We start from the raw sequence: 13,764 nt of genomic DNA, 5'->3' as shown, positions 1-13,764 counted from the left end.
ACGGTGTACTCTTAGTGTAACAAAAAAGCCGAATGCGAGAAGCAATTCGGCTTTAATATTATCCAACAGTGTTATGTGGAACCGTCGCTATTAGTGCTCGCGCGTCGCTCGGAACTGAACTTCTGGGAAACGTTCAGAAGCTAGGTTCAAGTTCACCATAGTTGGGGCGATGTAAGACAGGTTGTCACCGCCATCTAGCGCTAGGTTAGATTGGTTCTTACGTTTGAACTCTTCCAGTTTCTTAGCGTCGTCACACTCAACCCAGCGAGCTGTTGCAACGTTAACACCTTCGTAGATAGCTTCTACGTTGTATTCTGCTTTCAAGCGCGCTACAACCACGTCGAACTGAAGTACACCAACCGCACCAACGATCAGGTCGTTGTTCTGCATTGGACGGAATACTTGCACAGCGCCCTCTTCTGAAAGCTGAACCAAACCTTTAAGAAGTTGCTTCTGCTTCAGTGGATCGCGTAGACGAATACGACGGAATAGCTCAGGTGCGAAGTTTGGAATACCAGAGAACTTCAGGCTTTCACCTTGAGTAAAGGTATCACCAATTTGGATTGTGCCGTGGTTGTGCAGACCAATGATATCGCCCGCGTACGCTTTCTCAGCTCGCGCACGGTCACCCGCCATGAAGGTTACCGCATCAGAGATACTTACGTTCTTGCCAGTACGAACATGGTTCATCTTCATACCTTGGTTGTAAGTACCCGATACGATACGCATGAATGCGATACGGTCACGGTGCTTCGGATCCATGTTTGCTTGGATCTTAAATACGAAGCCAGAAAATTTCTCTTCTGTAGCCACAACATCACGCTCGTTCGCTTGGCGAGTTTGCGGTGCCGGTGCCCACTTCGTTAGACCATCTAGCATGTGGTCAACACCAAAGTTACCCAGTGCGGTACCGAAGTAAACAGGCGTTAGTTCACCAGCAAGGAACAAGTCGTGATCAAATTCAGGACAAGCACCGATAACAAGCTCTAGCTCTTCACGCACGCTTTCAGCAAGATCGTCGCCTACCGCTTCATTTAGCTCAGGGTTATCTAGACCTTTGATGATACGTACTTCTTGGATCTCATGACCATGGCCAGATTCGTACAAGATCGTTTCATCACGGTGAATGTGGTAAACACCTTTAAACTCTTTACCACAACCAATTGGCCATGAGATTGGAGAACAAGCCATACCCAGCTCGCTTTCCACTTCATCAAGCACTTCCATCGGGTCACGAACGTCACGGTCAAGTTTGTTCATAAACGTTACGATTGGCGTATCACGTAGGCGTGTTACTTCCATTAGTTTACGAGTACGATCCTCGACACCTTTCGCAGCATCGATAACCATCAAACAAGAGTCAACCGCAGTTAGTGTACGGTACGTATCTTCCGAGAAATCTTCGTGTCCTGGAGTATCTAGTAGGTTTACTAGGCAATCATTGTATGGGAATTGCATTACCGACGTAGTTACCGAGATACCACGTTCTTTTTCCATCTCCATCCAGTCAGATTTAGCGTGCTGGTTAGAGCCACGGCCTTTTACGGTACCCGCTTTCTGAATCGCGTTTCCGAATAAAAGAACTTTTTCAGTAATCGTGGTTTTACCCGCATCCGGGTGAGAGATAATTGCAAACGTTCTACGTTTGCTCACTTCTTGTTGGAAAGACATAGTCGCCCTTTGCTGATCTAAAGCGTAAAAAGGGCAAGTAGATAATACTTGCCCTTGAATTCTGTGTGCGGATTATACAGAAAGCGTATCACTTTCTAAAGGGTCAGTTTACACCCTATTTTATGGCGTATTCTCTGCTTAGCTAAAAGACATAAAAAGATAGCTCATAATGATCGCATCTTCATTGCCTTGCTTAGTCGGATAGTAGTTACGGCGGCGATCGACTTCGTTAAAACCCGCTTTCTCATACAAGTTAAACGCGTTCACGTTACTTTCGCGCACTTCTAGCCAAGCACTTTCCGCGTCAGCCTGTTCACACATATCAAGAAAATGCTCGGTCAGAGCCTTGCCATAACCTTTACCTTGCTGGCTTGGGTCGACAGCAATATTAAGCAGCGTCACTTCACCAACGATATTCTGCGCGAAGAAATACCCGACCACTTGCCCATCGACTTCAAGTACATGGTGACAAGCGCCTCGGCTATCGAGATCGCGAATCATCGTTTCAGACCAAGGGTGAGAATGCGCGGTCTGTTCTATCTGCCAAATAGCGTCTAGGTGTTGCTGTGAAGTCGGTAAAAATAGATTAGTCATAAGCACAAATTTGTTGCCATAAGTCGCGGCGGTGTTGGTTATTACCATTGATGTCAGACAGTAATGGCGATTGTAATGTTTTTGCTTTCAGCTCTTGGGCCGACTCACAACCCGCAAACCAAACCCATTCAACATCACCAAGTTCGATAGAAGATAGGTGTTGAGGTTGAATATGTAAGGCTTGAGATAAGTCGAGCTTAATACTTTTGAGTACACGCTCAAACATCACGGCAAGGTCTTCCTGAGGCTTTTCAGGCGATACCAACAGTAACTTGCAATCGTTAGAGAGCGGAGTCAATTCAGATTCATAGCCCGCCAAACGCTCTGGGTGGCTAAGCTCCCATTGGCTAATGCCCATCTCTTGCAGGTATTGTGCGTGTGTTTGTGACATATCTAGCGGTTATAACCTTAGGTTGATAGTGGGTGGCTTATTAGAGCAGAGTTAAAACGAGCTCATCAGAGTTGGGCTGATACTAACAAAAAATAAAGGAGCATCAAGCTCCTTTATTTAGACTAAATCAGTTTGCATTATATTGCGTGGGAAATAGGCTTATAAGTCGTTGAACTCAGGACTGTAAGCAATTTCACCAGAATGCCCGGCAAGCGCACCTTCAACTAACTCGATAGCTTGGAAAGCTCCCTCAGGCACATCCCAAGCGCAGCTCAAACCAAACTCACTCGCAGCCTTGAAACCAAAGCGACCGTAATAGGCCGGATCACCAAGCACGACACAGGCAGGGTAACCGAAATCAACCAAAGTAGAGAAAGCATCTTCAACCAGTGATTTAGCAATGCCTTGGTTGCGGAACTCTTCTTTCACAGCAAGTGGCGCAAGACCCTGCCAGTTGTGATCGTCACCTTTAAGGGTAATTGGGCTAAACATCAGGTGACCAACCACCTCGCCTTCGTCAGAACAAGCCACCAGCGATAGCGTTAAATGACTATTCTCACGCAAGCTCATAACCAAATTAGCTTCTGCATCCGTTTCAAAAACAGATTTCAATAGACGATCAATGACAAGTATATCTGCCGGTGCTTCAGTTCGAATAAGCATTCATTACCTCACTTTGTGTATCTGGGGATTGTACTCCCTTCTGCACAAAATCAGCTAATTGATTTAACAAAGTTTTCATAGGAGTCGGCAATAAGTCCAAATCTACGCTATCCATCAAGTTTTTGACCTCTAAACCGAGCTCTGTATCGCCTTCAATAGACAGTCGACGTTGGAAGAAAAGCGTATCTGGGTCTTCTTTACGTCCCGCAATCAACACAAGATCGTTAAGATTTCCGCTAAAACTGACATCTTCAGCGACTTCTTTATCAGCTACAACCAGTTGCTCATTTTCGTAACTAATACACCAACTTAACCCCATATCTTTTATTGAAACTTTCAGCCACTTATCTTCTAAGAACTCAAAGTCACCGTCTTCTAAAGCTTCCTTGAAGACATTCTTCAGTGCTTCTAATAAGGCTCTTTTTTGTACTGTTTTAGGTAATAACTGGACTGGAGATCGCAAAATTGATGCGGCATTTTGAACTAGTTGAGTGCGAATCTTGTTTATCACGTGACTTATCCGTAACTTTGTCAATAATATGGAATGCATCATAGATGATGTTGAGATCTCAGTTACTGTTATGTATCAAATTAACTTCTGTTTGATACTCGACCTTTAATATCCTGAAAATCACAGTTATAGTAACTCAGGTAATGAGAATTACAGCGGATCGCTGCACTCACAGGTAAATATCGATAACCACACAAAAAGTAATAAATATTTATCGATAGTGAATATTCAAGCTCTTGGAGAATTGGTAGTACTTTGATGCCTCCCCAGCAACTACAACATTGGTTTACCCAGCTAACTGCAAATAGTCCGTTCTTTTTTGCAGTACTTGATGCTCAACATAACTATTTTATGGTGAATGAGCGTTACTGCGATATTGCTGGTTTGAGCCAAACAGAGCTTGCAGGCATGAATGACCGTCAAACCTTAGGCGAGCAATTCTACCAACATCTTAAGCCTTACTATGAGCGCGCCTTCAATGGCGAAACAATTGAGGCCGAAGTTACCCTCAACGAAACTGACCTCGATACCAGCCTTCATTTCAGCTTATCCCCTCTAGCAAACGGCAACAAAACTGACTACATCGTCTTTCATGCCTTCGATACATCAGAGAACCAAGTCCTTGTCCGTTCTTTAGAAGAGTCCGAAGCGAAATTCCATAAGCTCTCTCACCTACTCCCAGACGGATTACTCTTGGTTGAGAACGACTACATCTTGTCATCCAACCCAGCAGCAGCTCGCTTACTTGGTTTCAATTCCACTACTGAGCTGATTGGCGAAGAGTTAGGCCGCTTATTTATCGATGAACAAACCAAAACAGTCTTCAATAATAGCCTGAGCTCTATTATTTCTGAGTCTGGTTTGGTTTGCTTAACGGGCGCTCGATGTGGCTTTGAACGTAAGGTTCAACTCAACATCGACTCAACGGCCATTCTCGGCAGTAGCACCCAACTTGTGCTTATCCAAGACGCACAAGAAACCGCAAAACAATACACTCCGGCAAACAGTGAAGATGCTTATATCGACGCGTTAACTAAGCTCTACAACCGAGTTGGGTTTACCAAGCGCCTTGAGCAGTTCATTCACAACGACACGCCTGTTGTCATGCTCTACTTAGACATTGATAACTTTAAAAATATCAATGACTCACTGGGTCATCACATCGGTGACAAAGTGATTAAAGAGGTCGCTTCTCGCTTAAAACGCTTGCTGCCTCGTCAAGCCGTTATCGGTCATTTAGGTGGTGACGAATTTGGTATTATTCTGCCAGAGCCTGAACATCAACGAACACCTGAAATGCTCGCTGAAAAGATCATTTCCTTGATCAACCAACCCTTCGATCTTCACCACTTTAGTAAACGCTTAGCCTGCTCTATTGGTAGTGTAAGCTTTCCTCAAGATGGTACGGATGCTCGCATCCTTTTACAAAATGCCGACACTGCGATGTATGAGGCGAAAGATCGTGGTCGTAATCGCCTGATCAAGTTCAACGAACAGATGAACAAAGAAGCACGTATGCGACTGTGGCTTGAGATAGAGCTTCAGAAGGCGCTGCAACAAAACGGACTCGAGGTTTGGTACCAACCAAAAGTAAACGCCCGTGACTTCACCATCAACGGAGCAGAAGCCCTAGTTCGTTGGAAACACCCAGTTGAAGGCTACATCAGTCCTGCCGCTTTCATCCCAGTTGCAGAACGTGCTGGCCTTATCGAGCAGCTTGGTCGTGTGGTGATGCGTGAAGTATTTGCGACCGTTAAACGCTGGAAGATGCAGGGGATCCTGCCAGGCCGTGTAGCGATCAACCTTTCTCCTGAACAGTTTGGTAATCCAAAGCTGATTGATTACATGGAAAAGCTACTGCGTTCGACAGAGCTAGACCCAAGTGCAATTACGTTTGAGCTGACAGAAAGTGCAGTGATGAGTGACAGTGAACACACGCTGCAAATGCTCAACGCCATCAAAAAGCTCGGCTTCGCCCTATCGATTGATGATTTCGGTACCGGTTACTCTTCTCTGTCTTACCTTGCTCGCTTCCCTATTGATGAGCTTAAGATCGACCGTGCTTTCATCTCGGATATCGATACCCTACCAAAGCAAATTACCGTAATTGAAAACATCATCAACCTGGGTAAATCTCTCGATTTAACTGTGGTTGCAGAAGGTGTCGAAACCAGTGAGCAAGCGACGCTTCTGTCGAACCTCAACTGTAGCTCCATTCAAGGCTTCCACTTCTATCGCCCACAGCCGAAACAAGATGTTGAAGAGCTATTCGCACAAAACCGCCGTCATAAGAACTGATTAGACGATTCGAATACACACCTCCTCCAAAGCCAAAGCAACACACAAAACCACCGCTCGTCAGTACCTCAAACGGAGTAAAAGCAGATTTATCCATCTAAACCTGCCTTACATCAATTCCGTCATTCACAATTCTTCATAAAATGCTCGCTTCAACTTAATTCTACTGGTAGTGAGCAAATGGAACTCTTATGCCCAGCGGGTAACTTACCTGCTTTGAAAACCGCCATTGATTGCGGTGCGGATGCTGTCTATATCGGATTCAAAGACGATACCAATGCCCGACACTTTGCAGGACTAAACTTTGCGGGTAAAAAGCTCGATCGTGCCGTGCAGTATGTACATGACCGCAACAAGAAAATTCATGTTGCCTTAAATACGTTTGCTCACCCAAATGGCTTCGAACGCTGGACTAATGCGGTAGACAACGCGGCTGATCTGGGTGTCGATGCACTGATCATCGCAGACATCGCAGTACTCGAATACGCGGCAAATAAGTACCCTGATCTTGAGCTGCACCTATCAGTACAAGCATCAGCAACCAATGCCGCTGCGATCGACTTCTACCACAAAAACTTCAACGTTAAGCGTGTTGTACTGCCACGTGTATTATCGATTCATCAGGTCAAACAGCTTTCTCGTAACATCACTTCTGACGTTGACCTTGAAGTATTCGCTTTTGGTAGCTTGTGTATCATGGCAGAAGGCCGTTGCTACCTATCTTCGTACATGACTGGCGAATCACCAAATACAGTGGGCGCATGCTCTCCTGCGAAATACGTTCGCTGGCAAGAGACAGAAACAGGCCTAGAGTCTCGCTTGAATGAAATCCTTATTGATAAGTATGAAGCAGGTGAGAACGCGGGCTACCCAACGCTGTGTAAAGGTCGCTTTGAAGCGGAGATCGACGGTGAGCGTAAGCGCTACCACGCACTTGAAGAGCCGACTAGCCTTAACACATTATCAATGCTTCCTGAGTTGTTCGCTGCGAATGTTGCTTCAGTGAAGATTGAAGGTCGTCAGCGCAGCCCAGCTTATGTTGAACAAGTGACTCGCACTTGGCGTGCAGCCATCGACCGCTACTTAGCAAATCCTGAACAATACCAAGTAGAACAAGCTTGGAATGCGACGCTGGCGAATGTATCTGAAGGTACACAAACCACGCTTGGCGCTTATCACCGTAAATGGCAATAGAGCCAAATGGAGAACTCAATGAAATACGCATTAGGCCCTCTACTTTATTTCTGGCCAAAACAAGATGTTGAAAGCTTCTATGAGCAAGCGAAATCAAGCTCCGCTGACATCATCTATCTCGGTGAAGCCGTGTGTTCAAAACGTCGTGAGATGAAAGCGAAACACTGGATGGACATCGCTAAAGAGCTGTCTGCTTCAGGTAAGCAAGTTGTATTGTCGACCATGGCATTGCTGGAAGCGCCAAGCGAAGTCAACATCATGAAGAAGTACATTGATAACGGTGACTTCGCGATTGAAGCCAATGACGTGTCTGCTATTCAACTGGCAAGCGAAAGCAAAGTACCTTTCGTTGTCGGCCCTGCGGTAAATACATACAACGCACGCACGCTGAACCTGTTCCTAAAGCAAGGTATGACGCGCTGGTGTATGCCTGTCGAGCTTTCTCGTGAATGGCTTAGCAATGTGATGACACAATGTGAAGAACTCAATATTCGTAACAAGTTCGAAGTCGAAGTATTTAGCCACGGTTACTTGCCTCTTGCTTACTCAGCACGCTGCTTTACCGCTCGCGCAGAAAACAAAGCCAAAGACGATTGTGAAACCTGCTGTATTAAGTACCCAACCGGACTGCAGGTCGAGAGCCAAGAAGGCCAATCGGTATTCAACCTTAATGGTATCCAGACCCAATCGGGTTACTGCTACAACCTAGTGAATGATTTACCCAACATGCACGACTTGGTTGATGTAGTTCGTTTAAGCCCGCTCGGCATCGATACCTTCTCTGAAATTAATAACTTCAGAGCTAACGAACAAGGTCAAAACCCGATGAAGATTGAAAGCCGCCAATGTAATGGTTACTGGCATCAACTCGCAGGTTTAGACGTAAAAAACATCTAGTTCGATAATTAAACCTATCAGCGACAGATACAAAAAAGGTCTAGCATTCGCTAGACCTTTTTAGTTCGACTTAAGAAAAGCGATCTATGCCGTCGCTGTTTCCATCTGCGAAGCATCGAGCTTCTTTACGTCTTTGTAGAGCATCACCATAACCACTACGCTTAACGCAATGTTAGACAATGGGTACGCAATCCAGATCCCCGGCACACCGTACAACTTCGGCATGATGTACAAGAAAGGCAGTTGGATAAGCATATTGCCTATCGTCACAAACATCGCCTTGCTGCCCTTGTTCACTGCTTGGTAATAAGCGCCCGCTACCACTAAGAAACCATCCAGTGCCAATGCAAACATGTGTAGTCGAATACCCAATACTGTGTACTCTACTAGCTGTGGTTCGTCCGAGTTAAAGACTGACACAAACTCACGTGGGAACGCGTTGAGAAGCAACACAAACGCCACACCAATCAATACTGAACTCAACATCGCAATCTTAAGTAACTTACGAATATTCGCTTGGTTACGCGCACCATGGTTGTAACTCACTAATGGTTGCATACCATTTGCGATACCTTCAGCCGTGAGGTAATAAACCGTCACGATGTAGCCCAAGATAGCGTAAGCACCAATCATCAACTGGTCGCCATATTGAGAGAACAACGCATTGTGTAGCGCCACCATCATCGAGCCATAGGCGTACATAAAGAAGCTTGATGTACCAATTGCGAAGATCTGTGGGATAACAGATAGCTTTAATCGCAACTCATTCCAGCGTAAGCGTAAGTTTGCTCGGCGTGAGAAGAAGTAAGCCAGACCTAAGCCCGTTACCACAAATTGTGCGATTGCTGTGGCTAGTGCCGCCCCCATCAACTCCCAACCAAACTGAGCGATAAACAGGTAGTCCAGAACGATATTAATCACCGCACCGACAATCATCAGGATCGTGGCTAAGTTCGGGCTGTCGTCATTACGCAGTAGAAACGGCATCGCGATAGAGCCCAAAGTGAAGACACTAGCACCAATTAGGATGTGTAAATATTGCAGGCCAAGTTCGTACACACGCCCTTCTGCACCCTGCCAAAGCAAAAAGTTGTCGGCAAACAGATACAGTAACGCTGAAACAATCGGCGTTATCGCCAGTAGCAAGGTTAAACCGGTCGCCAGGATCTGCTTAGCACCTTGAGTGTCTTTTTCACCTTGGCGAATCGAGACAAGCGCACCAGTACCTACGCCCACCAGCATACCAATACCGAGAATTGAACCAATCACAGGCCACGCGACGTTAATACCCGCGAGTCCATCAGCGCCAACATAGCGGCCAATGAAAATGCCATCCACCACTTGGTACAGGCCATTAACCAACATCGCCGCCACGGTAGGGATTGTGTATCGCCAAAATTGACGACTAATTGAGTTACTCATTTCTTACTCTACTTTCATTTGTGAGTCGCATATCAACGAGATATGACTCGTAAAATTAGTTAACAAGGCTAACTAAATATCTAAATTATTTACTTCAAAGCTTTGTCTAATAATAGGTTCAATTGCTTAGATTCTTGCTCAGATAAACGGCTTTCTAGTATTTGAGCCATCACTTGGTAGATCTTGCTCTCCTCTTCTAAACCCAGCTCAGCTTTGTTGGTCAATACCACTAACTTGGATCTTGCATCTTCAAGTGACGCCTTGCGTTCAACCAGGCCTTTTCTCTCAAGCCTTTGAACCATAGTGGTCGCTGAGGGCTTAGTCACCTGCATTTCAATAGCAAGGTCAGTCAATCGAATCGGCTCTGGTGAAGCCTGTATGACCTTCAGATAATCATACTCGTTGAAGCTCAATTGGCAGATAGGATCTTCATTCACCTGAGTACGCCATATCTTAGAGGCGAAGCGCTCAATCTTTTCTAAATTCTGGTTTAGCATACTCACCCGATCAAAGAATAACATTTAGTTAGCAAGACTAACTATTTTAATATTGTTTAAATAAAAAGCAATCAAAACGAGATGAAGATCATAAAAAACAGTCATAAAAAAAGCCGCTGACAGGCAGCGGCTTCTTAATATTCATGATGTATTGCTTATCGAGCGTTAGCTTCTTCTTCAGCCTCTGCCAACTTAACTTGAGCTAGATGTTCGGCTTTAAGCGTAGTGAAGATACGGCTTAACTCTAAGAAGGAGTATCGGTGCTCTACGTATTCATACACGTTGAAAGACACAGACAGCTTATACAAAGAGATCGCATTCGCGTAGTCACCGTTCATATGGTAACGCTTAGCAAGGTAGAAGTAAGTCTCTGTTAGACGCTGTGCCAGTAATGTGTTGTCACGAGTACCGGTTAAGATCGCCTTGAAAGCCTGCTCTTCGGTAATGTCATCAAGCATGATGGCCACTAACACCCAGCCCCACTGCTCATCACGGCTTTCGTAACGCTTTTGTAAATCAAGCTTCGCTTGTTCTGGCGTGAGTTCATGCTGAATGATGTACAACCATAATGCACGGAACGGATCGCTAGGATCATCGGCGTAGTGCTTCATCATCTCTTCATTGGCTAAGTCGTAACGTTCGCCATAGTAGAGAGCAATTGAGCGGTTTCTTTCTGCATAAGAGTTTGCAGGATCAAGCTCTAGAGTAGAATCAAAAGACTCGTAAGCCGCATCAAACTCCCCTACCTGCGTAAAGTAAACACCCAAAAGATTGAAGATATCAGGTTGAGCAGGGTTCAATGAAAGAGATTGGTTGAAGTCGAGGCGCGCTAAGTCACGCAGGCCAACACTGTCGTAGTAGTTACCACGTTCAAACAGCATCTTAGCTCTAACTTCATCGTTCAAATCTGGGCGCTGCAATAACTGACTAAGGCGTGCAATTTGAACTTCTTGCTGAACGCTTGGTTGCAGTGGCACAGCCATTGGTGGATAAACCCAACGTGAGGCGTTATCTGATGTTGTTGCACAACCAGTTAGTACAAGCAGTAAACACATACTCGCGGTTTGAAACCATTTCACAAATAATTACTCCTGTTATGACCGCAATAAAAAAGGGGAGCGATATGCTCCCCTTTATAACATGCTTTGTTGACGATAGGTTAGAAATCACTAAAAAGCGATATCACCATCGACACACTGAGAATTACTCAGCAGCAGGTGCTTCGCCTTCAGCTGGCGTTTCAACTGCTTCTTTCATGCTTAGACGTACACGACCTTGACGGTCAATTTCAAGAACCTTAACTGGCACTTCTTGACCTTCAGTTAGGTAGTCAGACACTTTCTCAACGCGCTTGTCAGCGATTTGAGAGATGTGTACTAGACCATCTTTACCTGGAAGGATAGTTACGAATGCACCGAAGTCAGCTAGACGAGCAACTTTACCTTGGTAAATGCGGCCAACTTCAACTTCAGCTGTGATCTCTTCGATACGACGGATAGCTTCTTTAGCAGCTGCGCCTTCAGTAGCAGCAATCTTGATTGTGCCATCGTCTTCGATTTCGATTGTAGTACCCGTTTCTTCACAAAGAGCACGGATAACTGCGCCGCCTTTACCGATAACATCTTTGATCTTATCAGAGCTGATTTTCATTGTGTGGATACGTGGAGCGAATTCAGAGATATCTTCACGAGCACCAGAGATAGCTTCATCCATTACAGAAAGGATGTGCTTACGTGCACCTTGCGCTTGGTTAAGAGCAATTTGCATGATCTCTTTAGTGATACCTTCGATCTTGATGTCCATTTGAAGAGCAGTGATACCTTCGTTAGTACCTGCTACTTTAAAGTCCATGTCACCTAGGTGATCTTCGTCGCCAAGGATGTCAGAAAGAACAACAAAGTCGTCGCCTTCTTTAACAAGACCCATTGCGATACCCGCAACAGAAGACTTGATTGGAACACCAGCATCCATAAGAGCTAGAGATGTACCACATACAGAAGCCATTGAAGAAGAACCGTTAGATTCAGTGATTTCCGATACAACACGAACTGTGTATGGGAATTCATCAACAGAAGGCATTACTGCAGCGATACCACGCTTAGCTAGCTTACCGTGGCCGATTTCACGACGCTTAGGAGAACCTACAAAACCAGTTTCGCCAACACAGTATGGAGGGAAGTTGTAGTGTAGTAGGAAGTTGTCTTTACGCTCGCCTGTTAGCTCATCGATGATTTGAGCGTCACGTTGTGTGCCAAGAGTAGCAGTAACGATAGCTTGAGTTTCACCACGAGTGAATAGAGAAGAACCGTGTGTACGTGGAAGAACACCAGTACGTACGTCTAGCGCACGAACCATGTCTTTTTCACGACCGTCGATACGTGGGTTGCCAGCGATGATGCGGCTACGTACAACGTTTTTCTCTAGAGAACCAAGCATGCCGCGGATTTCGCGCTCGTTTAGTTCTTCGTCTTGAGCTAGTAGTGCTTCAACAACGTCGTTCTTGATTGCGCCAACTTGCTCGTAACGAGCCATTTTTTCAGTGATTTGGTAAGCGTCAGATAAACGAGCTTCTGCAAGCTCAGCAACACGAGCTTTAAGCTCAGTGTTTACTACTGGTGCTTCCCAGTTCCACGCTGGAGTAGCAACTTCTGCTGCGAACTCGTTGATAGCGTTGATAACAACTTGTTGTTGATCGTGACCGAAAACAACTGCAGAAAGCATTTCTTCTTCAGTTAGGTTATCAGCTTCAGATTCAACCATAAGAACCGCGCCTTCAGTACCAGAAACCACTAGGTCTAGTTTAGAAGCTTCAAGTTCAGTTGTGCTTGGGTTAAGAACAAGTTGACCGTCGATGTGACCTACGCGTGCAGCACCGATTGGACCGTTGAACGGGATACCAGAGATAGCAAGAGCCGCTGAAGTACCGATCATTGTTACCATATCAGGTTGAACGTCTGGGTTTACAGACATTACTGTAGCGATAACTTGAACTTCGTTCTTGAATGAATCAGGGAAAAGAGGACGAATTGGACGGTCGATTAGACGAGCCGTTAGTGTTTCGCCTTCAGATGGACGACCTTCACGCTTGAAGAAGCCACCTGGGATTTTACCAGCAGCGTATGTACGCTCTTGGTAGTTAACTGTTAGAGGGAAGAAGTCTTGACCTTCTACCGCTTCTTTTTTACCAACAACAGATACGAATACTGAAGTGTCGTCCATTGTTACCATAACTGCTGCAGTAGCTTGACGAGCAATAACGCCAGTTTCTAGAGTAACTGTGTGGTTACCGTACTGAAACGTTTTTACAACTGGTTTCTCAAACATTGTATTTCCTTTATCTAAAGAGTGTTCTTTAGAGTCAGTAAGTTGGAACCCAAAAATCACCAATCGCGACTAGTCAAAGCAGACGGAATTAATTCGTTATATCAAAAATACAACGAGCATCCACTTTGAATAGTCGCGACCTATTGGCCGACATCTGTGACTGTAACTTCTGGGTCGTATAATACCTATACAGATAGCTGTACAGGCGAGGCATAGTATAAACTATTTTTATATACAGGGATATTTTCGCGCTGAAAAAGCTCCGTGAATTACTTCAAACTCTGTCTTTCAGGCACAAAAAA

Annotated in this window: 12 protein-coding genes; 3 read left to right on the top strand and 9 right to left on the bottom strand. The window is 45.2% G+C overall.

Annotated features, from left to right (window positions below):
* Window positions 1–90: 90 nt before the first annotated feature.
* The 5 genes from prfC to L1D37_RS14710 all read right to left on the bottom strand — a co-directional run bounded on the left by prfC (window position 91) and on the right by L1D37_RS14710 (window position 3,872).
* Window positions 91–1,671 (bottom strand): peptide chain release factor 3, encoded by a 1,581-nt coding sequence (gene prfC, locus L1D37_RS14730; RefSeq protein WP_132762122.1) that lies wholly within the window; start codon window positions 1,669–1,671, stop codon window positions 91–93.
* Between the two features lie 138 nt (window positions 1,672–1,809).
* Window positions 1,810–2,265, bottom strand: coding sequence for a ribosomal protein S18-alanine N-acetyltransferase (rimI, locus tag L1D37_RS14725; protein ID WP_239848329.1), 456 nt, complete (start codon window positions 2,263–2,265; stop codon window positions 1,810–1,812).
* Entirely contained in the window at window positions 2,258–2,656 is a 399-nt protein-coding gene (locus L1D37_RS14720) for a DNA polymerase III subunit psi (protein WP_132743247.1), read from the bottom strand. The genes rimI and L1D37_RS14720 overlap by 8 nt, the downstream gene beginning before the upstream one ends.
* A gap of 159 nt (window positions 2,657–2,815) precedes the next feature.
* Window positions 2,816–3,319 (bottom strand): N-acetyltransferase, encoded by a 504-nt coding sequence (locus tag L1D37_RS14715; protein ID WP_132743249.1) that lies wholly within the window; start codon window positions 3,317–3,319, stop codon window positions 2,816–2,818.
* A complete protein-coding gene (locus L1D37_RS14710; protein ID WP_176680387.1) occupies window positions 3,303–3,872 on the bottom strand; it encodes an SCP2 domain-containing protein in 570 nt (189 codons plus the stop codon). Before L1D37_RS14710 ends, L1D37_RS14715 begins: the two co-directional genes overlap by 17 nt.
* Before the next feature lie 216 nt (window positions 3,873–4,088).
* On the opposite strand from L1D37_RS14710, the gene L1D37_RS14705 reads away from it, so the two are divergent.
* From L1D37_RS14705 to L1D37_RS14695, 3 genes are all read left to right on the top strand, one after another.
* The gene (locus L1D37_RS14705; RefSeq protein ID WP_017629626.1) at window positions 4,089–6,128 is read left to right on the top strand and encodes a bifunctional diguanylate cyclase/phosphodiesterase; all 2,040 of its coding nucleotides are present in this window, start codon (window positions 4,089–4,091) and stop codon (window positions 6,126–6,128) included.
* 180 nt (window positions 6,129–6,308) lie between these two features.
* Window positions 6,309–7,322: a peptidase U32 family protein gene (locus L1D37_RS14700; protein WP_239848328.1), complete on the top strand. Its 1,014-nt coding sequence runs from the start codon at window positions 6,309–6,311 to the stop codon at window positions 7,320–7,322.
* Between the two features lie 18 nt (window positions 7,323–7,340).
* Window positions 7,341–8,219 carry a U32 family peptidase gene (locus L1D37_RS14695; protein ID WP_176680389.1) on the top strand — a complete coding sequence of 293 codons (879 nt, stop codon included), beginning with the start codon at window positions 7,341–7,343 and terminating at the stop codon, window positions 8,217–8,219.
* An 84-nt stretch (window positions 8,220–8,303) separates the two neighbouring features.
* On the opposite strand, the gene L1D37_RS14690 is transcribed toward L1D37_RS14695, so the two are convergent.
* The 4 genes from L1D37_RS14690 to pnp all read right to left on the bottom strand — a co-directional run bounded on the left by L1D37_RS14690 (window position 8,304) and on the right by pnp (window position 13,462).
* Window positions 8,304–9,641, bottom strand: coding sequence for an MATE family efflux transporter (locus L1D37_RS14690; protein ID WP_239848327.1), 1,338 nt, complete (start codon window positions 9,639–9,641; stop codon window positions 8,304–8,306).
* A gap of 89 nt (window positions 9,642–9,730) precedes the next feature.
* Entirely contained in the window at window positions 9,731–10,138 is a 408-nt protein-coding gene (locus L1D37_RS14685; RefSeq protein WP_026084112.1) for a MarR family transcriptional regulator, read from the bottom strand.
* 155 nt (window positions 10,139–10,293) lie between these two features.
* Complete coding sequence (gene nlpI, locus L1D37_RS14680; protein WP_239848326.1) at window positions 10,294–11,217, bottom strand: lipoprotein NlpI; 924 nt, start codon at window positions 11,215–11,217, stop codon at window positions 10,294–10,296.
* Window positions 11,218–11,341: 124 nt separating this feature from the next.
* Entirely contained in the window at window positions 11,342–13,462 is a 2,121-nt protein-coding gene (gene pnp / locus L1D37_RS14675) for a polyribonucleotide nucleotidyltransferase (protein WP_239848325.1), read from the bottom strand.
* Window positions 13,463–13,764 lie beyond the last annotated feature (302 nt).

This window comes from Vibrio sp. Isolate33, from assembly GCF_022397895.1.
In the GTDB taxonomy this organism is placed as follows: domain Bacteria; phylum Pseudomonadota; class Gammaproteobacteria; order Enterobacterales; family Vibrionaceae; genus Vibrio; species Vibrio pomeroyi.
The sequence above is the reverse complement of the archived record's forward strand: the minus strand, read 5'-3'. Positions and strand labels throughout refer to the sequence as shown.